This is a genomic window from Paucibacter aquatile (assembly GCF_002885975.1).
GTDB lineage: Bacteria > Pseudomonadota > Gammaproteobacteria > Burkholderiales > Burkholderiaceae_C > Paucibacter_A > Paucibacter_A aquatilis.
Map to the genome: position 1 here is coordinate 2,063,824 of NZ_POSP01000003.1, position 19,653 is coordinate 2,083,476.

The following is a 19,653-nucleotide window of genomic DNA, read 5'->3' on the forward strand; positions in this document are numbered from 1 at the left end:
TCAACTCCGGTCCAGATCCCCCCTGCCAAACCGCGACCGCAGATCGCTGGGCGGAGCGGATTATTCAAGAGCAGCGGCCCGCCCTCACCCCCGCAGGCACGGGTGTAAAAAGTTGGCACTTGAGCCCCGGTCTGCCGGCCCGAGGCCGCACAGACCCGATGCCATCGGGCTTCTCCGGCCGGCTGCACCTCCAGCGACGCCAAACGTCGAATCCCCCCTGACTCAGGGGGCGGCCCGGGCGGTATCGCGCGCCGCGATGCCTCGCTTCGTCAGAGCGGTGGCAGCGGCCAGCTGCGGCTGAGGCCGCCGGGGCTGGGCGTCACCGGCTTGGCCCAGGGCAGCACACGCAGGCTCAGCCCGTCCTCGCTGAGCGTGATGCGCTCGCGCTGGCTGGGGGTCAGGTCTTGCCTGGCTAGCCAGACCGCACGCTCAGCCACGGGGACGTTTTGTGTGGCGAGGGCCAGCGCCAGCTGGGCGACGCGATGGTCCAGCAGCAGATCGGCCTGCTTGGCCGGGTAGTCGGCAAAAGCCGGCTGGGCCACCGCGAGCAGCATGGCGCCGATGGTGTTGCGCCAAGGCAGAGCCCACATCGAGAACTCGCGCGCCTGCTGCGCCTGCAAATGCTTCAGCAAGGCCTCGGGCCCGGCCTTGGCGGCCTCATGCTGCTGCAACCACCAGGCGTCGTTGGCCTGCTGGGTGCGCTGCGGCATGAAACCGAAGTGGCAAAGCCAGCGGTCGATCAGGCCGGCCTGCTCCAGCAGCTGGCCGCCATCCCTGCGACCGCAGACCTGGGCCATCTCCTGCATGGCTTGGGCGCCGAAGAAGGACTCGGCCGCCATCCAGGCACCGGCATCGCGGGCGCGCTCGGGCATGGGCCCCAGCTGGGCCTGCAGGCGCGGAGCCAGCGCGGGCTCCAGGGCCATCAGGCCGGCCAACAGGCGCAGGCGCTGGCGCTCCTGGTTCCATGCCAGGGTGTTGGCGAGCAGGCTCTGGCTGCCCTGCAGCAGGGCATGAGACAAAGCCTGGGCCCGGCCCAGCGCCTGCAGCAGCGCCTCGGCCTGGCCCTGGGACTGCGCCCAGGCAGCCTGCAGCTGGAAGCCGCGAGCACAGACGCGCGCGCCCTGCAGATGCGGCGCCACCGGCAGGCCCAGATACTGGTCGCTGGCGCGGCGCAGCTCCGCACGCGGCTGCTGCAGCAGTTCATCGAATCCCAGGCGCCCGTCCAACAGACCATCGGCCAGGGCCGTGCAGCGCTCCAGCAGCAGGGCCTGCTCGGCCAAGCGCAGGCGCAAGCCCTCCTTGTCTTGCAGCCACAGGCCCAGGCAGTCGTTCAGATCCCAGCTGCAGCTCCAGGCGGCATCGCGTGGCTGAGGCAGGAGATGGGCATCGGCCACGGTGGCCTGCTCCGGTGTGGGCGTGGCCCACAAGGCCTGGCCCACGCGCGAGGGCTGGGCCTGCGGACCGGCGAACAAGCCGCTCAGGTCAAAGAAAACATTGGCCTCGGGCGCCCGCTCGCTCGACCGCGGCTGCAGCGCGGCCGGGCGCGGCTGCGCCTCGGCGTCCACCCACCGGTTGTTGCTGGCCAGCCAGGCCAAGGCCAGCAGGATCAGGCCCAGGCACAGCCCACCCACACCCCAGGCCAGGCGCCGCAGCACCGTCTTGGTCTTCGTCGTCATGGCCATGCGAGCCGCCCTCACCAGCTCAGGCGTTCGCCGTCGTAGTTGATGAAGCTGCCGTTGTCGGTCGCGCTCAAACCCGCCATTACCGTGCGCATGCCGGCCACGCTGGTCTGCACATCGATGTCGCCATCGGCGCCGCCCATATCGGTGCGCACCCAGCCGGGGTGAAAGCTGATGCAGCAGGCCTTGCCCTGCATCAGCAGGGAGGCATCCTTGAGCACCGAATTGACCGCCGCCTTGGACGCCCGGTACAGCCAGCCGTGGCTGCCGCTGCGCAGGCTGATCGAGCCCATGCGCGAGGAGATGATGGCGATGCGCGCGCCCGGCGCCAGCGCATCCTGCAGCTGCGGCAACACCCGCATGGGGCCCAGCACATTGGTCTGCATGACGGTGTTGAATTCCACCTCGCTGGGCGTTTGCATGCCCGTGGTTCGGCTGCCGAAGACCCCGGCCACAAGGGCGATCTGGTCGAAGGCATAGCCGTCGATCTGCCAGGCCAGGCCGGAGGCGCTGGCCGTGTTCATGACGTCCAACTTCAGCGCCACCGCACCCAGATCGCGCAGGCGCTGCAGCCCCTCGTCATCGCGCGCCGTGGCCACCACCCGGTCACCCGCCGCACGCGCCTGGCGCACCCATTCCAAACCAATGCCGCGCGAGGCGCCGACGATCAAGACTGAGGCCATGTTCAAGAGTTCCAAGGGGACAGGGGAGCGGCGATTCTGCCCCAGCCTCCCCGGCGAGCCTGCGCGCCGCCTTCCTGCTCACAAGCGCCGCACCAGGTCCTCGGCCAGGCCGTCGAAACAGCTGCGGATCAGCGGGTTGCTGACGATCTCGCGGTGCGTCACCAGCCAGAGCGGCAGCTGCGGCAGCGGCAGGGCCGGCAGGATGCGCTGCAGCCCCGTGCCCGGCCCGACCAGGTAGCTGGCCGCAAAGCCGATGCCCAAGCCCGCTTTCAGCGCCTGCAGCAGGGCCGCCTTGTCATCGGTGCGCAGCACGAAATGGGCACGGTTCAGCTCGGGCGCCACCTGCTCGAACCAGCGCCGCATCTCGGGCAGCTTGTCCGGGCCGACCAGGCGGTGCTGCTGCGCCAGCAGCTCGGCCAGGTCCTTGGGCTCGCCATGCCGCGCCAGATAGGCCGGGCTGGCGCAGGCCTGGATCTGAAACTCGCCGAGGCGGCGGCAGACCAGGTCCAGTGGCCGCGGCGGCTCGGCCACCCAGAGGCCGATGTCGGCCTCACGCGCCAGCAGATCGGGCGGCGCATCGCCGCAGATCAGCTCAATCTGCAGGCCCGGCCGCGCCGCCAGCAGGCCCGGCAAGACCTCAGGCACCAGCAGGCCGGCCAGCAACTGGGTGGTGTGCAGGCGCACCGTGCCGCTGAGCTGCTCGCGCCGCGCGCTCAGGCGCAGGCTCAGGCGGCTGGCCGCCTCTTCCATCTGCAGGGCGTGCTCCAGGATCTGCTCGGCCGCGGCGGTGGGGTGCAGGCCGCGCCGGCTGCGCTCGAACAAGCGCGTGCCCAGCTGCGCCTCCAGCTCGATCAGCTGCCGGCTCAGCGTCGGCTGCTGCAGCTGCTGGCTGCGCGCCGCAGCGGCCACGCTGCCGGCCCGGTAGATCGCCAGAAAGCCGCGCAACAACGCCCAGTCGAACTGCTGGGCGTCCAGCCGCGCCGCCGGAGCCGGCTCGCTCGAATCCATACGTTTTTGCATCGCCAGCTATGCATCCATGTGAATTGCGCATGGTAGCCCCAAGCCCTAGCCTCCCGCCTTCAGTCTCGCGCCTCACTCGTTCACCCGTTCACTCGTTCACTCGTTCACCTGTTCACTGGTTCACCGGCCCCCATGTCCCTGCCTCGCCATCCCCTGCTCCGCCTGCTGCTCGCCCTCGTCCTGATCGGCGCCCCTTTCGCCCTTGGCGCCAAGCTGATCCAGCTCGTCCTGCCCGCCGACCCCGACTGGCGCGTCGTCGGCAATCTGCTGCGCGGCGGCTGGATGCTGTGCGTCTATGCCGGCTATGTGCGCTGGGTCGAGCGCCGCCCGGCGCTGGAGCTGGGCCTGCGCGGCGCCGGCCGGGAGTTCGCCGCCGGTGCCGGCCTGGCCACCTTGCTGATTGCGGTGTATGTCGGCCTGCTGGCCGTGACCGGCCATTACCGTTTGCAAGGCCTTGACGCCGCCCAGGGCTGGGTGGCGCTGAGCTCGGTGCTGCCGGCCATGCTGGTGGTGGCGCTCGCCGAAGAGCTGCTGCTGCGCGGCCTGCTGTTCCGCCTGCTGGAGCAGGCCTGGGGCTCCTGGGCTGCGCTGGCGGCCTCCTCGCTGATCTTCGGTCTGCTGCACCAGTTCAACCCCAATGCCAGCCTCTACACCTCGCTGGCCCTGGGCCTGGAGTTGGGCGTGATGTTCGCCGCCGCCTACATGCTGACGCGCCGGCTCTGGCTCTGCACCGGCCTGCATTTCGGCTGGAACTTTGCGCAGGCGGGGGTCTTCGATGTGCCCATGTCCGGCTTCGAAGCCAAGGCCTGGTTTCAGGCCGAAATCGACGGCCCGACCTGGCTCAGCGGTGGCGCCTTCGGGGCCGAGGGCGCCGTGCCCAGCGTGCTGCTCTGCCTGGGCCTGAGCGTTGGGCTGCTGTGGCGGGCCCGGGTGGCGGGCCGCATCCTGCGGCGCGGAGAGACCCTCCCCGATTGAGCGGCCCGCGCCCGGCCCCGGGCGGCTGTCACAACAGGCGGGCATACTCCCGCCTGATTTCTTTGCAACATGCCGCCCCAGTCCCCTGACTTTCCTGTCTCTCCGCGCCCCACAGCCCCCGCGCGGACCGCCCCTGACGCCCCGCGCCCCCAGCTGCGCCTGCTGGGCGGCTTCGACTTGCGCGGCCCCGAGGGCCAGGTCTTGCCCCTGCCCTACGACAAGGTGCGCGCGCTGCTGGCCATGCTGGTGCTGCAGACCGGGCCGCTGGCGCGCGAGCTGCTGGCCGAAACGCTCTGGCCCGATTCCACCCTGGATCAAGCGCGCGCCAATCTGCGCCGCGCCCTGTTTGACCTGCGCCGGGTGCTGGCCCAGCTCTGGCCCGATCAGCCCGCGCTGGAGCCCCTGATCAGCGACAACAAAAAACAGCTGCAGCTGCGTGAGGACCTGGGCTGGCAGCTGGATTGCCGTGACTTCGCCCTGGCCCAGCTGGACGCCGCCACGCCCCAACCCGAGGCCCGCCGCCAGGCCTTGCAGCAAGCCCTGAGCCTCTACCGCGGCCCCTTGCTGGACGGCCTGCAGCTGCCCGAGGCGCCCGGTTTCGAAGCCTGGCTGCAGCCGCGCCGCGAGGCCTTGCTGCGCCAGGCCCAGCAGCTGCTGGAGGCCCTGGGCCAACTGCACGAAGACGCCGGCGAGACCGAGGCCGCCCTGGCCTGCGCCCGCCGCGCCTTGGCCCAAGACCCCTGGTGCGAGCCCGCCCTGCGCCGCTGCCTGCGCATGCTGGCGCCCTCGGCGGCGGGCGAGGCCCTGGCCTTGTTTGAGCAGTTCCGCGCCCAGCTGCAGGCCGAGCTGCAGCTGCAGCCGCAAGCCGCCACCCTGGAGCTGGCCGAGCGCCTGCGCCACAGCGGCGCGCACACGCCGCCCGGCCCCGCCGCCCGCGCCGAGCGCCGCCGCGTCGTCGCCCTGGCCTGCGAATGGGAGGCCCCGGCCGAGCAGGCCGACCGCGAGGCCGAGGCCCTGGCCGCCGCCCTGCAGGCGCGGATGCACGCCGCCCGGCAATTGCTGCAGGCGCGCGGCGCCCATGTGCAGCGGGCCGAGGGCGGCGAGCTGCTGGCCTTTTTCGGCCACCCGCGTGCGCAGGAGCAGGCACCGCGCCTGGCTCTGGATGCCGCGCTGGAGCTGGCGGCAGCGGACAACTGCGAACACGAAACCTGGGCCCTGCGCCAGGGCCTGCATGTGGGCTGGGTCCATGCCGACCCCGAGCAGGCCTCGCCCGACAGCGTGGGCGCACTCTCGCGCCAGGCGCGCAAGCTGGCCCTGCAGGCCGAGGCCGGGCGCATCCACGTCAGCGCTGAGCTGCAGCAGCAAAGCGAGCGCCACCACCGCTTCACCGCCCCCAGCTCCGCAGGCGGCAGCGCCGAGCTGCTGGGCGCCCGCCCCCTGCAGGCCGCCAGCCGCCTGGACACGCTCAAGCCCATGGTCGGCCGCAGCGCCGAGCTGGCCCAGCTGCAACAGGAATGGGCGCGCGCCCAGCAGGCCGCCCGCACGGTCTGGGTGCAAGGCGAGCCCGGCCTGGGCAAGACCCGGCTGCTGCTGGCCCTGCGCCAGCAGCTGAGCAGCGGCCACGGTCAGCCCGCCCCGCCGATCTCGCAGCTGCACTGCCGCCCCGAATACCGCCACACCCCGCTGCAGCCGGTGCGCGCCACCCTGCGCCGGCGCCTGGGTGCGGCCCTGGAGGGCGACGAAGCGCAGGCCGAACACGCCCTCGGCGCCCTGCTGCAACAGGCCGGCATCGCCCCGGCGGCGCAGGCCGCCGCGCGCAGCCTGCTGCGCCCCTTGCTGCTGCAGCAGGCCCAGAGCCCCGTGCCTGGTAGCGAACCCCTGCACAAGCGCGAATTGCAAACCCTGCTCTGCGAGCTGTTCGAAGGCCTGGCCCAGGGCCGGCCGCAACTGCTGCTGCTGGAAGACCTGCACTGGGCTGACCCCTCGACGCTGGAGCTCTTGCAGCTGCATCTGCAGCGCCCCGCCGCAAGCCGTGCCCCGGGCCTGCTGCTGCTCAGCTCGCGCGAAGCGCCGCCCGAGGAGCTGCGCGCCAGCCTCGAGCTCTGCCTGAATCTGCAGCCCCTGCCGGCCGAAGACATGGGCCGCCTGATCGACCAGCTCGACGGCAGCCCGCCGCCGCCGGCGCAGCGCCTGCAGGTGCTGCAACGCGCCGGTGGCGTGCCCCTGTTTGCCGAAGAGCTGGCCCGCTCGCTGCGCCTGCGCCCCGAGGACAAAGTGCCCGCCACGCTCTGGGACCTGCTGGCCGCCAGCCTGGACCGCCTGCCGTCCGAGGCCAAGCGCCTGGCCCAGGGCGCGGCCTTGCTGGGCAGCAGCTGCTCGCCCGCCTTGCTGCAAGAGCTGCTGCAGCTGCCCGCCGGCCCGCTGCAGCAACAGCTGGCCCAGCTGGCGCGGCTCGATCTGCTGCAGGCCACCGGCCCGCAGCACTGGCAGTTCCGCCATGCCCTGATCCGCGATGCGGCGCTGGAGACCCTCAGCGCTGCCGAGCGCCGCGCCCTCCACCGCCGCGCCGCCCAGGCCTTGATGGGCCCGTTTGCCAGCCTGGCCGCCGATGCGCCCGAGGCCCTGGCCCAGCATCTGCACGCCGCCGGCGACCCGGTGGCCGCGCACTACTGGCTGCAAGCGGCCGAGCGCGCCGCCGCCCAATCGGCGCACCAGGAAGCGCGCCACGGCTTCGAGCAAGGCCTGGCCGCCCTGCAGCTGCCCGAGGCCACGCCCGCCCTGGTGCAGCGCCTGCGCCTGCCCCTGCTGATGGGCCTGGGCCATGGCCTGCTGGCCCTGGAGGGCTATGGCTCGCCGGCCGCGCGCCAGTGTTACCGCCAGGCGCTGGAGGCCTGCGACGAGCCCGGCGCCAGCAGCGGCCCGGGCCAGCGCTTCCAGGCGCTCTGGGGCCTGTGGCTGGGCAGCCGCAGCGGCCCGGACGAGCGCCCGGTGCTGGCCCTGGCGCAGGAGCTGCTGGCCGTGGCTGCCGACACCGGCGATGCCGCCGCCGCTGTGCAAGCGCGTTATGCCCTGGGCAACAATCTGTTCTTCCTGGGCCAGCTGCAGGCCTCTTGCGAGGCCCTGGCCGAGGCCGCGGCCGCCGGTGATCGCCTGCCCGCCCGCCAGCTCAAGCAACTGACCCAGCGCTTCGGCGAGCACGGCGGCATTGCCGCGCGCGCCATGCTGGGCTGGCCCCTGGCCTTGCAAGGCCGGGTGGACGAAGCCCTGGCACAAACCCATCTGGGCCTGCAGCAGGCGCGCGAGCTCGGCCATGCCCACACTCTGGGCTTTGCCCTGGCCATGAACGCGGTGCTGCTGCGCCATCTGCGCCGGCCCGAGGCCGCCCTGCCGCTGAGCCTGGAGCTGCTGGCCCTGGCCCAGCGCCACGGCCTGGCCCTGTGGCAGGCCGTGGGCGCCCTGGTGCTGGGTTGGAGCCAGGCGGCCGGCGGCGACCCGGCCGGCCTGCTGCCCATCCGCCAGGCGGCCAGCGCCTCGGCCGTGGCCATGCCCAGCACCGAGGCCACGTTTCTGTCCTTTTTGATCGAAGCTCTGCTGAACCTGGGCCGGGCCGAGGAAGCCCTTGCGCAGATCGACGCCTGCCTGCCCAAGGCGCGCGAGCGCCAGGAGTTCTACCTGCTGCCCGAGCTCTGGCGCATGCGCGCCCAGGCGCTGGAGGCCTTGGGCGACCCACGCGCCGAGGTCGAGCAGGCGCTCGAGCAGGCCCAGCAAGCCGGCCAGGCCATGGGGGCGGGCCTGCTCCTGCAGCGCACGGCCGCTCAGCGCCAGGCCTTGCCTGAGATCGATTCAACGCAAATTCAACGCTGACTCGCCAAGCTCCCGCTCAGTTTCAGACCCGCCAGCCATGACGCGGGTCACAGCGAGGGGAAGCTTTGATGCGGACACAAGGAAAAAAACACGCAGCCCGCCAGCGCCGGGCCGCCTGGCTGCTGGCCGCCGCGGCCGGCCTGACCGGCCTGCTGGCCGGCGCCAACGCCCACGCGCAAGCAGCGGGCGAATCCGGTGAACCGGGTACAGCGGCTGCAGCGGGCGGCGGCCAGGGCAGCGCCCTGCGCTTCTCCGGCTTTGCCACCCTGGGCCTGGCCCACAACGACAACGCCACCGCCGGCGTCACCACCTCCTTCTCGCAGCTGCGGCCGGTGCAAAAAGGCTGGTCGGCGAATATGGACACGGCCCTGGGCCTGCAGCTGGAATGGCAGCCCGCCCAGGGCACCACGCTGCAAGTGCAAGGCGTGGCCCGGGCCGGCGAGGACATGAAGCCGCGCCTGCGCATCGCCGCCCTGCGCCAGCAGCTGGGCCAGGGCCTGAGCCTGAACCTGGGCCGCCTGCGCAGCCCGCTGTTCTTTGACTCCAGCATCGCCGAGATCGGCTATGCCAACCTGACCGTGCGCCCGGCGCCAGCCATCTACGCCCTGACCAACAGCGTGGCCAGCCTGGACGGCGCCGATCTGCACTGGCGCCTCAACCTCGGTGATGCCAGCCTGCTGGCGCAGGTGTTTGGCGGCCGCTACGACTACACCCACCGCTTCAACAACTTCGCGCCCGCCATCTCGGCCGATGCCAGCCTGCGCGGCCTGCTGGGCTTCAGCCTCAGCGCCAATCTGCAAGACCTGACCCTGCGCGTCTCGCACACCCGGATCGACCGCTATGTGCTGCGCTCCGCCCAGGTCGATCAACTCAACAACGGCCTGGATCAAGTCAACGGCGCGCTGCAGCAACTGGCCCAGAACCCCCTGCTGCCGGCGCCCATGCTGGCTGCGCTGCAGGCCAAGTCACGCGGCCTGGCGGCCCTGCGCAACCCCTTCGACAACCGGCCCGACTACACCAGCATCGGCCTGGACGGCAATTGGCAGCACTGGCGAGTGCTGGCCGAGCTGACCTGGATGAACCCGCACAACGACCTGGTCGGTCGCGGCCGCGGCTACAGCCTGACCTTGGCGCGCAGCTTCGGTGACTTCACGCCCTACCTCGCCGTGGCCCAGATGAAGCGCTCCAGCGCCGTGCTCGACACCAGCGCCCTGGCGGCCACCGGCCTCAGCCCGCAGCTCGACGGAGGCTTGCAACAGTTGCAGCAAGGCTTCAACACCGCCCAGCAGTTCGCCAACATCAGCAGCCGCTCGCTCAGCCTGGGCCTGCGCTGGGACTGGCGCGAGAACCTGGCGCTCAAGACCCAGCTCGACCTGATGCGCACGCCCAGCCCCGGCACGCCCGGCCCCCTGGCCGTGCCCGCCCTGCCCTTCAACCACAAGCTCCAGCTGTTCAGCGTCACGCTGGACCTGGTGTTCTGAGGAGGGCCCCGCCATGAAATTGAATCTGCTCTCCTCCCTGCTGCCACGCGTCGCCCTGCCCATGACGGCCCTGCTGGCCCTGTTCTGGGTCACCGCGCCCCAGCCGGCCCTGGCGGCCACCGAGCTGATCGTCATCGCCCACAAGGATGTGGCCCTGGACAAGATCAGCCCCGAGCGCGTCACCCAGATCTTTCTGCGCCAGCAGCAGAACTGGCCCGACGGCCAGCCCATCCAGCCCATCGATCTGCGCGAAGGCACCAGCCTGCGCCGCAGCTTCTACGACCAGGTGACCGGCCGCAGCCCCGGCCAGCTGCGCGCCTACTGGGCGCGCCAGAGCTTCACCGGCATGGGCCTGCCGCCGCGCCAGGTGGACAGCGATGAGGACGTGACCCGCCTCGTGCAAAGCACGCCCGGCGCCATCGGCTACGTCTCGCGCAAGCCCAGTGGCGCCGGCGTGAAAGTCCTGCTGACCGCCAATCTGGACTGACCCGGCCATGAAAGCCGCCGCCACCGACCCCGGCCTGGAGCAGGCCTCCTGGCTGCGCCTGCTGGCGCCGGCCAGCTGGTTGTCGGGGCGGCTGAGTTTCTCGCGCAAGTTCCTGCTGGTCGGCGCGGTCATGCTGCTGGCCCTGGCCTTGCTGAGCTGGCCCCTGCTGCGCAAGGCCGGGCAAGACGCGCAGAGCGCCGAGCTGGAACGCCGCGGCCTGGCCGCCCTGGCGCAACAGGCGGCCGTGCTCAACACCCTGGTGCGCCAGCGCGGCGAGCTCAAGGCGGAACGCAGCGACAGCCAGGCCACCCCCGCCGAACTGAAAGCCCTGTTGGACTGGGCGGCCGCGCCGCCCTTGCCGAACAGCGCCCTGCCCAGCACCCTGCCCGCCCTGGCCCAGCGCCTGCAGCAGCAATGGCAGCAGCTGCAAGACCTGGCCGCGCAGGACGACGACGCCCAGCGCCGCTTTGCCGCCCACACCGGCACCATCAATGCCTTGCTGGCCCTGATGCGCGAGAGCGCCCGCGCCCACCGCCTCAATGTCGACCCGACGCTGGACGCGGCCTTTGAGATGCTCAGCCATCGCCTGCCCCTGCTGATGGAAACCCTGGCCAAGCAGCAGGACGCGCTGGCCCTGTCCAGCGACAGCATGGCCAGCTATGCCGTGGCCGCCCAGGTCGTGCTCAGCGAGGCCACGCCGGCCCTGCGCGCCGGCATGCAACAGCTGCTGGCGCCGGGCGACCGCGCCGGCCTGCAGGCCCAGCTCGATGAGCTGCTGGCCCGCATCGAGCGCCAGCAGGACGCCGTCGACAAGGTGCTGGACACGCCGCAAGCTCTGGCCGAGCTGCGCCCCATCGCCAGCGCCAACCTCGCCCAGGCCCAGGCCCTGCTGGTGGCCAGCACCGTGCAGGCCGATGCCTTGCTGCAGGAGCGCCTGACCCAGCTGCGCCGCAGCCAGTGGCAGGTGGGTGCGCTGCTGGTGGGGGCCATGGCGGCGATCGCTTACCTCTTCGCCGGCATTTATGTCTCGACCCTGCGCTCGCTGCGCCAGCTCTCGCAGGGCACGCAAGACTTCTGCGCCGGCCGCCTGGACACCCGCATCCGCATCGACACGCAGGACGAGCTGGTTCTGGTGGCGGGCAATTTCAACACCGTGGCCTCCGAGGTCGGGCGCCTGCTCGATGTGATCCGCGAGCAGAACGAATCGCGCCAGCGCGAACTGGAGCGCCTGGTGCAGCAGCGCACCCTGGAGCTGGCCGACAAGAACGACCAGCTGCACCTGGCCGCCCTGCGTGTGCAGGAAGAGCTGGAGTCGGCCCGCGACATGCAGCAGGCCATCCTGCCCCAGCATTTCCCCGACACGGCCGACTTCTCCATGCAGGCCTGCATGCACCCGGCGCGCGAGCTGGGCGGTGATTTTTATGACTGCTTCGCCCTGTCCGAAGGCCGCTGGGGCTTTCTGGTCGCCGATGTGGCGGGCAAGGGCGTGGGCGCGGCCTTCTTCATGGCGGTGTCGCGCACGGTGCTGCAAGACCTGGCACAAGACGAGCTGAGCCCCGAGGAGGTGCTGGCCCGCGCCAACGACATGCTCAGCGGGCGCAACCCGATGGAGCTGTTCGTCACCGCCTGCTACTGCATCTACGACCCGCGTGACGGCAGCCTGGCCTACGCCAGCGCCGGCCACCCCGCCCCCTTGCTGCGCACCGCGCAGGGCGAGGTGCTGGCCCTGGACTGCCCGCGCGACATCGCCCTCGGCGTGCTGCCCGGCATGAGCTACAGCCGCCAGCATGCCCGCCTGGCCTGCGGCGACACCCTCTTGCTCTACACCGACGGCATCACCGAAGCCTTCAACGCCGCCGAGCAGGCCTACGGCGACGACCGCCTGATCGCCTGGCTGCGCAGCAGCCGCGAGCCGCAGGCCGCCGCCAAGCTGGCCAGCCTGGTGCGCGATGTGGCCGCCTTCGTCGGCGGCGCCGAGCCCAGCGATGACCTGACCGCCCTGCTGCTCTGCCGCAAGCCGCAGGGCGAAGCCGCCACCGCCCTGCTCGTTCCCTCCACCACCGACACGCCCGCCAGCCCACAAGCCCGAGGAGCTCTGACCGTGAGCCATGCCCCCCTGGAATTGAAGAACAAGACCCTGCTGCTGGAGTACCGCCTGGACAGCCGCGTCGAGGAGATCGCCGCCCTGGCCGAGGCCGTGGACGAGGCCCTGGCCGAGCGCCCCGACCTGGCCTTTGCCGTCAACCTCTGCCTGGAAGAGCTGATCACCAACACCATCCAGCACGGCCTGCACGGCGCCCCCGACCGCCCCATCCATGTGCGGCTTTCTCGCTCGGACGAATGGCTGGAAATCATCCTCAAGGACGACGCCCCGCCCTTCGACCCCTTTGTCGAAGCCCCCGCCCCCAGCCTCGACGCCAGCGTCGAAGCGCGCGAAGTGGGCGGCCTGGGCGTGCACATGGTCAAAACCATGATGGACGAGGTACGCGCCTTCTACGACGGCAGCGGCAACCTGATCGTGCTCTTAAAGACTCTCAAGCGCTAACGCTGCCTCTCAGCGCCACCCCAAATTCGACCGAAAGAAAGACACCCCCATGAGCTTCGAACACCACAGCAGCGATGAACAAGGCGCCCGCCTGGTTCAACTCAAGGGCCGCATCGACAGCGCCACCGCCGGCGCATTCGAGCTGGCCGTGCAAGACCTGTTCGCCACGCCCGGCGCCCGTGCCCTGCTGGACTTCGCCACCGTGGACTACATCTCCAGCGCCGGCCTGCGCGTGGTGCTGATGGCGGCCAAGCGCGCCAAGCAGGCGCAGGGCCGCCTGCTGCTCTGCGGCCTGCCCCAGCATGTGCGCGAGGTGTTCGAGATCAGCGGCTTCCTCAAAATCATCGATAGCGTGAGTGATCGCGCCGAGGGTCTGCGCCAGCTGAACGCCTGACTGCGGATTCACACGGTTCCTCCATGAGCATCTTCATCAGCCTGTTCGCCGGGCTGGGCCTGTTCTTCATCGGCGTTCGCCTGATCAGCAGCAATCTGCGCCAGGTGATCGGCCGCCGCCTGCGCCAGCTGATCGCGCGCGCCGTCACCGGCCCGGGCTCGCTGGCCCTGTTCGGCCTGCTGGCCGGCGCGGTGATGCAAAGCGTCAACGCCGTCATCCATGTGCTGGTGGCCCTGGTCACCGCTGGGGCCATGGACCGCAAGCGCGCGTTTCCCATCATCCGCTGGACCAACCTCGGCACCTCGATGCTGGCCCTGGTGGCCGCCATCGACCTGCACGCCCTGGCCCTGTGCCTGGTCGGGCTGACCGGCATCGCCTACTACCGGCAGATCGACCAATCGACCCGCTGGCGCCATGCCGTGGGCGCCCTGCTGGGCCTGGGCCTGCTGTTTCTGGGCACCGATTTCATCAAGAGCGGCGCCGCCCTGCTGCGCACCGAGCCCTGGCTGCGCCTGCACATCAGCGAGCTGGGCGTCTGGCTGCTGCCCAGCTTTGCCATCGGCGCGGCCGTGGCCTGGGCCGCGCAGTCGTCCACCACCGTGGTCGTCATCACCATGAGCCTGGCGGCAGGCGGCCTGATCGGCTGGAACGGCGGCGCCATGCTGGTGATGGGCGCCGGCCTGGGCTCGGCCGCCTCGGCCTGGAGCCTGGCCGGCCGCCTGCAGGGCAGCGCCCGCCAGCTGGTGCTGTTCCAGGTGCTGCTGCGCCTGCAGGGCCTGCTGCTGACGCTCGCGTTTTACGCCTGCAACCGCTGGCTGCTGGACGACCCCTTCGGCCGCCTGCTGGACCAGTTCCAGATGGGCCTGCCGGCGCGACTGGCGGCTTTCTACATGGTGGTGCAGCTGCTCAGCGATCTGGCCAGCCGCGCGCTGGAGGCGCCCTCGCTGCGCTGGCTGGAAGCCTGGGCCGCGCCCTCGCTGCAAGAGAACCTGAGCAAACCGCATTTCGTGCACGACGAGGCCCTGGACGAAGCCGAGACCGCCCTGCTGCTGGCAGACAAGGAGCAGCAGCGCCTGCTCGCCTGCCTGCCCGCCTACCTCGACGCCTTGCGTCAGGACGCACCCGCTGCCCTGACCTCGGCGGACCAGCGCCAGGCCGCCGAGAGCCAGGTGCTACAGCTCTGCGAGCAGTTCCTGGTGGAGCTGGCCGACCGCCAGCGCAGCCGCGATGTGCTGGAGCGCAGCATGGTGCTGCGCGACCGCAACCGCCTGCTCGCCTCGCTGCAGGAATCGCTGGTGGAGCTGCACCAGGCCGCCCAGGTGGCCAGCGGCGGGGATGATGAAGCTGGCCGCGCCACCGTGGCCCAGCTGCTGGACCAGCTGGTGCAAAGCCTGCACCTGATGCTGGAGGCCCTGGCCGAAACCGCCGCCCGCGCCCAGCCCGACGCCGAAGACCTGGAGCTGCTGCGCAGCCTCACCCACGACCGCTCGGAGCTGATGGACGGCATCCGCCGCCGCCTGCAAGGCAGCGATCTGGAAGCCGGCCTGCGCCAGGCCGTGTTCAGCGCCACCACCGTGTTCGAACGCTGTGTCTGGCTGGCGCGGCGCTATGTGCTGCTGCTGGACAGCCCCATCACGGCCATGGCCACCGAGCCCTCCACCAAGACCTGAGAGTCCCACACCTTGATCCACCATGCTCTGAGCCGCTGGCTGCCCCCGTCCAAGCCGGTGCGCCGGCCCTTCGAGCTGATCTACGCGGCCGATGAATGCCCGCCGCGCGGCGCCCTGGGTCTGCTGGCCTTGCAACATGCGGCCACGGTGCTGGCCCTGATCGCCCATGTGCTGGCCGCTGGCAAGATCGCGGGCCTGAGCCTGCCGCAAACCCACTCCATCGTCGCCATGACCCTGCTGGGCATGGCCATGGGCACGGCCCTGCAGGCCTGGGGCGGGCGCTGGGGCAGCGGCACCCTGCTGGTCTTCCAGCCCGACCCGATGATGATCACCGTGGCCGGCGCGGCCATCGCCAGCTACGGCCTGGGCTCTCTGGTGCAGGTGAGCCTGATCGCCGCCGGCGTCACGCTCTGCGTGGGCCCGCTGATGCGCCATCTGCGCGCCCTCTTCCCGCCCACCGTGGTGGGCACGGTGGTCTGCATGGGCGGCTTGGGGCTGGTGGAGCCAGCCATGCGCAATGCGCTGGGCGTGCATGAATCGGCCCAGGTCGCCGGCAGCTTGCAAACCCTGCAGATCGACGGTATCAGCGCCCTCATCTCGGGCGCCACCCTGGCCAGCATCGTCGTGCTCTCGGTCTGGGGCGGGCGGCGCTTCAAGCTGCTGGGTGTGTTGGCGGGCTTGTTGATGGGCCTGCTGATCGCCGCGCTCAGCGACCGACTGCTGGGCCTGGAGTGGCTGCACAGCGCGCCCTGGCTGGCCCTGCCGCAGCCGATTGCACCCAGCTTCAATCTCGGCCCCGAGATCATTTTTGCCATCGTGCTGATCGCCACGCTCAACCAGCTGGACAACATCGGCTGCCTGATCGTGATGGACAAGACCGACAACGCCGACTGGCGCCGCGCCGACATGCAGATGGTGGGCCGCGGCATCCGCGCCAATGGGGCCAGTGATTTCTTGAGCGGCCTGTTCGGGAGCTTCCCCACCGCGCCCAGCTCCGCCAATATCGCCCTGGTGCACGCCACCGGCTCCAGCAGCCGCTACATCGGCCTGGCCTGCGCAGCACTGCTGCTGCTGGTGGCCCTGAGCCCGCTGCTGACCATGGCGCTCACACTCATCCCGCAGGCCGTGCTGGGCGCCATCTCGCTCTATGCCGCCGCCTACCTGATCGTCTCCGGCATCGAAATGATCGCCACCCGCGCGCTCGACAGCCGCGGCATCTTCATGGTCGGTTTGTCACTCTGCGCCGGCCTGGCCACCATGCTGATGCCCGGGCTCAGCCAAGGCCTGCCCGAGGGCGTGGCCATGCTGGCCGGCGATGGCTTTGTGGTCACCGGCGTCTGCGTGATGAGCCTGAACCTCTTGTTCCGCCTCGGCACCCGCTTGCGCGCCAGCTGCGAGCTGGATCCGGGCCAAGGCACTGGTCAGGGCTCGATCAACCACCAACTCACCGCCTTCGTCGAACGCCAAGGCGCCGCCTGGGGTGCCCGCATGGACATCGTCCGCCGCGCCGCCCTGGCCGCGCTGGAAGCCAGCGAAGCAATTCAGGCCGCCGGCGGCGGCCGCCTGCTGGTGATACGCGGCAGCTTTGATGAATTCAACTTCGACCTGGAACTGCTGCACGAGGGTGAGCCGCTGCGGGTGGGGGGATCGGCTGCTGCGGTGGGCGATGGCTCAGCGGGCGCAGCTGTAACGACGGAAGCGCCGTTGGATCTGGATGCGCTGATGGACATCGACAGCACCGACGCCGACGATGCCGCTGAAATGGAACGCCAGCTCGACGCCGCCATGGCCCGCGTCTCCGGCGTCCTGATCCGCCACCTGGCCGACAAGCTCAGCAGCGCAAGCCTGGGTGCGGGGCAGGCGGTGTTGAAATTGCATTTTGATCATTGATGGCGGGCTCATAAAGTCACTGAAGCCGCTGTCAAACCGTCTCACCACCTTGTCGGCGGCCGGCCGAGTCTGAACATTCTTTGGCAATTGTCGAAGCGGCTGGACTTACAAGACCAGTCTCTTTTCCTTGAATGCGTACCAGTCGCTCGCGCTCGCGCTTGGGCTTGGGCTTGGGCTTGGGCTTGGGCTTGGGCTTGGGCTTGGGCTTGGGCTTGGGCTTGGGCTTGGGCTTGGGCTTGGGCTGATCCTGCTTCGTGTCGCCTGGCAACTCACCGGGTAAATACCAAGTTAGATATCGCCCAACTCTGAACGTCGCCCCTATCAATGCTGGCAACATTGAGTGCTGAATCTTTCAGCTATTCACCCTGATGCAGTTTGTAACTGGGCCCGCTATTGCCAGGGGAGTAAATGCAGCAAGAAACATCAATTCATTAGAAAAATTCCACGCATTCAAACACTTGCCCCCAAGTGCGCAATGCCCGTTATGAAGACACGTTAGGCGCCACACAATGCCTCCCTTAGTCTCCGCTGTTCTTTCGTCGCTAGATAAAGGCTGGGCAACATTGATTGCCGCTGCTTTAGCGGCCGCAATATCGATCTTGAGTCTGATCGTTTCAGTGCTCTCCTCGCGCGCTCAAGCACGGCTTGCGTCACGGCTGACTGACTCCACGAATATCAGCAAGGAAGCGAGGGAGTACAAGCTAAAGCAACTCACCTCTTTCTACGACCCCGTCTATACCTTGCTCTCCGCCAATAAAGCCATTTTTGAGAGGATCGGCCCGACGTCGGCCGCTCGAATCAACGGTCTGTTCAACGACGAAGAGACTGCTGAAGTTTGGCGTAAGCTGTCTGAGGAGGTAGTTGTTCCAAACAACCTGCGAATCTGCGAGATCATCCAGGGACAGCTGCACTATCTGACACCCAGCGACGACGAATCGATTTACCTTGAGTTTTTGACCCACGCCCACGCGTACAAGGTATTCAAGCAAGAGGCCTATGAAGCATACAGACTCTTCCCCTTTCCGAAGTCCGTATACGACGTAGTGAAGCAATCCCGCGCCGAGCTTAAGTCGAGCCTAACGCGAGTCTATTCTCAGAGAAAGTAGAAGTTGTATGGCGTTATTCAATGCACTCATGCGTTTCAAGACTGAAGGTCGACTTCGCTCCTTCGACATGCATGACGACAAGAAGGCAACTATCCGAACCGCTGCTGGCGGGACGGCCTTGGTATACATGTCAACCGACTACATCGTCGGAGAGGCCGAAGTCAGGGAGGCCGCCGACACCCCTGCTGCAAAATTCTTGCTCTACAACAACTGGGACAAAGTTGGCGAAGCGGCAAGGCGCGAGGCGAACCGCCTCGGAATTGAAGTTCATAGCTTTGGTTCCTTTGGCCATCGAATCGATGAGCTTGGCACTGGACATTGACCGCGTGATTGCGTGGCTTGCCAGCGCCCTTCAGGCTCCGCAAATCACTGACGCTTGGGTGTACGGTTCATATGCCCAGGGCGTGCCAACAGCAAATGATGTCGACGTTCTCGTCTGTTACCGCAGCGGCTGGGCGGCTGGCGCAGCAACGTGGAGACGTGAAGTAGAGGCCCTCTTCGCCCTCGAGTTCACTATCCCACTGCATGCGATATTTTTGTCAGCAGATGAAATCAAGAACGAGTCGAGTTTCATCAAAATGCTTCTCGCGAATTCACATCAAGTCCCCATAGCCAATCTAGGAACCTAGCCAGAAGCCTGCGGCCTAGCGAAAAGCCTGCAAGTTACCCTGGGGTCAAGTCTTTAATCGTTGGTCCAACCCTTCTGCTGTTAACGATTTAAGACCTAACCCCGCGTTGCCTATGACCCCGCGTTGTCTTACCTTCACATTCCCTGCCTCAAACCCAGCCTCAATTGCCTGCCTGTATGAATAAACGCTTTCAAGTGTTTGTCAGCTCTACCTATGCTGATCTTCGTGAGGAACGCAGTCGCGTTATCCAAACTTTGATGGAGATGGACTGCATTCCTTCTGGAATGGAGTTGTTTCCAGCCGCCGACGAAGATCAGTTCGAGTTCATCAAGAAGGTAATCGACGATTGCGACTACTACCTCTTGATCATCGGCGGTCGATATGGCTCGACGACTGCTGAAGGTGTTAGCTACACGGAGAAGGAGTACGAGTACGCGATCACCAAGGGCTTGAAGGTCATTGCTCTTTTGCATCAAGAGCCTGACAGCATTCCCGTCGGCAAGACTGACAAGGACGCAGAGCTGAGCAAACGACTTGAGGAGTTCCGCGAAAAGGTTCAACAGGGCCGGCTCGTCAAGTACTGGCGAACAGCCGAAGAGCTACCTGGCATCGTCTCTCTCAGCTTGTCGAAGACCATAAAGACTTACCCATCCGCAGGTTGGGTTCGCGGTAACGCAGCAGCTTCCACTGAAGTGCTAGAAGAGATCAACGAACTCCGCAAGAAGAACGCCGACTTACAGGCTGCACTCAGTTCAGTCGCAATGCAACCATCGCAAACCATCCAGAACATTGCGGGTCTTGACGTCATTTTCGGTCTATCGGGGACGTACCAAATGCGGTACGACGGCCAGTACTTCGATTGGTCATCAAAACTGACTTTCGGTCAGATGTTCGCTCTCATCGGCCCGCACCTCATAGAGCATCCGAGCGATAGACTTGTGCGAATTGAGTTGGCAAAGTCAATTCTTGGTCTCCAAGGCAAAAAGCCTTACGACACCAAGATTGAAGATCAGGCGTTTCAGACCTTCAAGATCCAGCTACAAGCGTTGGGGCTCATCGATCTGAGATACACCAGCACAGTCAAGGGTGGCATGGCATTGTTCTGGTCGTTGACCAATAAGGGGACGCAGACAATGGTGCAACTACGTGCGGTGCGCAAGGACGGCTAACCGTTCATTCGAGCCGATACCTTTCGGCACCAGGGTCAGGTCTTAAACTGAGAGCGCACAT

At 68.2% G+C, this 19,653-nt stretch carries 15 protein-coding genes; 12 read left to right on the forward strand and 3 right to left on the reverse strand.

What is annotated here, in order from left to right; all coding sequences use genetic code 11:
• Positions 1 to 269: 269 nt before the first annotated feature.
• The 3 genes from C1O66_RS12115 to C1O66_RS12125 all read right to left on the reverse strand — a co-directional run bounded on the left by C1O66_RS12115 (position 270) and on the right by C1O66_RS12125 (position 3,370).
• Positions 270 to 1,682, reverse strand: coding sequence for a hypothetical protein (locus tag C1O66_RS12115; RefSeq protein WP_102768109.1), 1,413 nt, complete (start codon positions 1,680 to 1,682; stop codon positions 270 to 272).
• 11 nt (positions 1,683 to 1,693) lie between these two features.
• Positions 1,694 to 2,362 (reverse strand): SDR family oxidoreductase, encoded by a 669-nt coding sequence (locus C1O66_RS12120; RefSeq protein ID WP_102768110.1) that lies wholly within the window; start codon positions 2,360 to 2,362, stop codon positions 1,694 to 1,696.
• Positions 2,363 to 2,440: 78 nt separating this feature from the next.
• The gene (locus C1O66_RS12125; RefSeq protein ID WP_165794581.1) at positions 2,441 to 3,370 is read right to left on the reverse strand and encodes a LysR family transcriptional regulator; all 930 of its coding nucleotides are present in this window, start codon (positions 3,368 to 3,370) and stop codon (positions 2,441 to 2,443) included.
• Between the two features lie 144 nt (positions 3,371 to 3,514).
• On the opposite strand from C1O66_RS12125, the gene C1O66_RS12130 reads away from it, so the two are divergent.
• The 12 genes from C1O66_RS12130 (at position 3,515) to C1O66_RS12180 (ending at position 19,592) form a co-directional block, all read left to right on the forward strand.
• Entirely contained in the window at positions 3,515 to 4,357 is an 843-nt protein-coding gene (locus C1O66_RS12130) for a CPBP family intramembrane glutamic endopeptidase (RefSeq protein ID WP_102768112.1), read from the forward strand.
• A 69-nt stretch (positions 4,358 to 4,426) separates the two neighbouring features.
• Complete coding sequence (locus C1O66_RS24625) at positions 4,427 to 8,221, forward strand: AAA family ATPase (RefSeq protein WP_102768113.1); 3,795 nt, start codon at positions 4,427 to 4,429, stop codon at positions 8,219 to 8,221.
• A gap of 68 nt (positions 8,222 to 8,289) precedes the next feature.
• The gene (locus C1O66_RS12140) at positions 8,290 to 9,702 is read left to right on the forward strand and encodes a hypothetical protein (protein WP_102768114.1); all 1,413 of its coding nucleotides are present in this window, start codon (positions 8,290 to 8,292) and stop codon (positions 9,700 to 9,702) included.
• A 13-nt stretch (positions 9,703 to 9,715) separates the two neighbouring features.
• Complete coding sequence (locus C1O66_RS12145) at positions 9,716 to 10,189, forward strand: type 2 periplasmic-binding domain-containing protein (RefSeq protein WP_102768115.1); 474 nt, start codon at positions 9,716 to 9,718, stop codon at positions 10,187 to 10,189.
• A gap of 7 nt (positions 10,190 to 10,196) precedes the next feature.
• Positions 10,197 to 12,734, forward strand: coding sequence for an ATP-binding SpoIIE family protein phosphatase (locus C1O66_RS12150; RefSeq protein ID WP_102768116.1), 2,538 nt, complete (start codon positions 10,197 to 10,199; stop codon positions 12,732 to 12,734).
• A gap of 49 nt (positions 12,735 to 12,783) precedes the next feature.
• On the forward strand, positions 12,784 to 13,128 hold the full coding sequence (locus tag C1O66_RS12155; protein WP_102768117.1) for an STAS domain-containing protein: 345 nt from the start codon (positions 12,784 to 12,786) through the stop codon (positions 13,126 to 13,128).
• Positions 13,129 to 13,151: 23 nt separating this feature from the next.
• Positions 13,152 to 14,798: a Na/Pi symporter gene (locus C1O66_RS12160; protein WP_102768118.1), complete on the forward strand. Its 1,647-nt coding sequence runs from the start codon at positions 13,152 to 13,154 to the stop codon at positions 14,796 to 14,798.
• Positions 14,799 to 14,810: 12 nt separating this feature from the next.
• A complete protein-coding gene (locus tag C1O66_RS12165; RefSeq protein ID WP_102768119.1) occupies positions 14,811 to 16,688 on the forward strand; it encodes a uracil-xanthine permease family protein in 1,878 nt (625 codons plus the stop codon).
• A gap of 509 nt (positions 16,689 to 17,197) precedes the next feature.
• A complete protein-coding gene (locus C1O66_RS12170) occupies positions 17,198 to 17,794 on the forward strand; it encodes a hypothetical protein (protein ID WP_133155190.1) in 597 nt (198 codons plus the stop codon).
• Positions 17,795 to 17,822: 28 nt separating this feature from the next.
• The gene (locus C1O66_RS12175) at positions 17,823 to 18,116 is read left to right on the forward strand and encodes a hypothetical protein (protein WP_133155191.1); all 294 of its coding nucleotides are present in this window, start codon (positions 17,823 to 17,825) and stop codon (positions 18,114 to 18,116) included.
• Positions 18,100 to 18,423, forward strand: a complete 324-nt coding sequence (locus tag C1O66_RS23690) for a nucleotidyltransferase domain-containing protein (RefSeq protein WP_133155192.1) — start codon at positions 18,100 to 18,102, stop codon at positions 18,421 to 18,423. Before C1O66_RS12175 ends, C1O66_RS23690 begins: the two co-directional genes overlap by 17 nt.
• A 176-nt stretch (positions 18,424 to 18,599) precedes the next feature.
• Positions 18,600 to 19,592: a DUF4062 domain-containing protein gene (locus tag C1O66_RS12180; protein WP_102768122.1), complete on the forward strand. Its 993-nt coding sequence runs from the start codon at positions 18,600 to 18,602 to the stop codon at positions 19,590 to 19,592.
• The last annotated feature ends 61 nt before the right edge of the window (positions 19,593 to 19,653 follow it).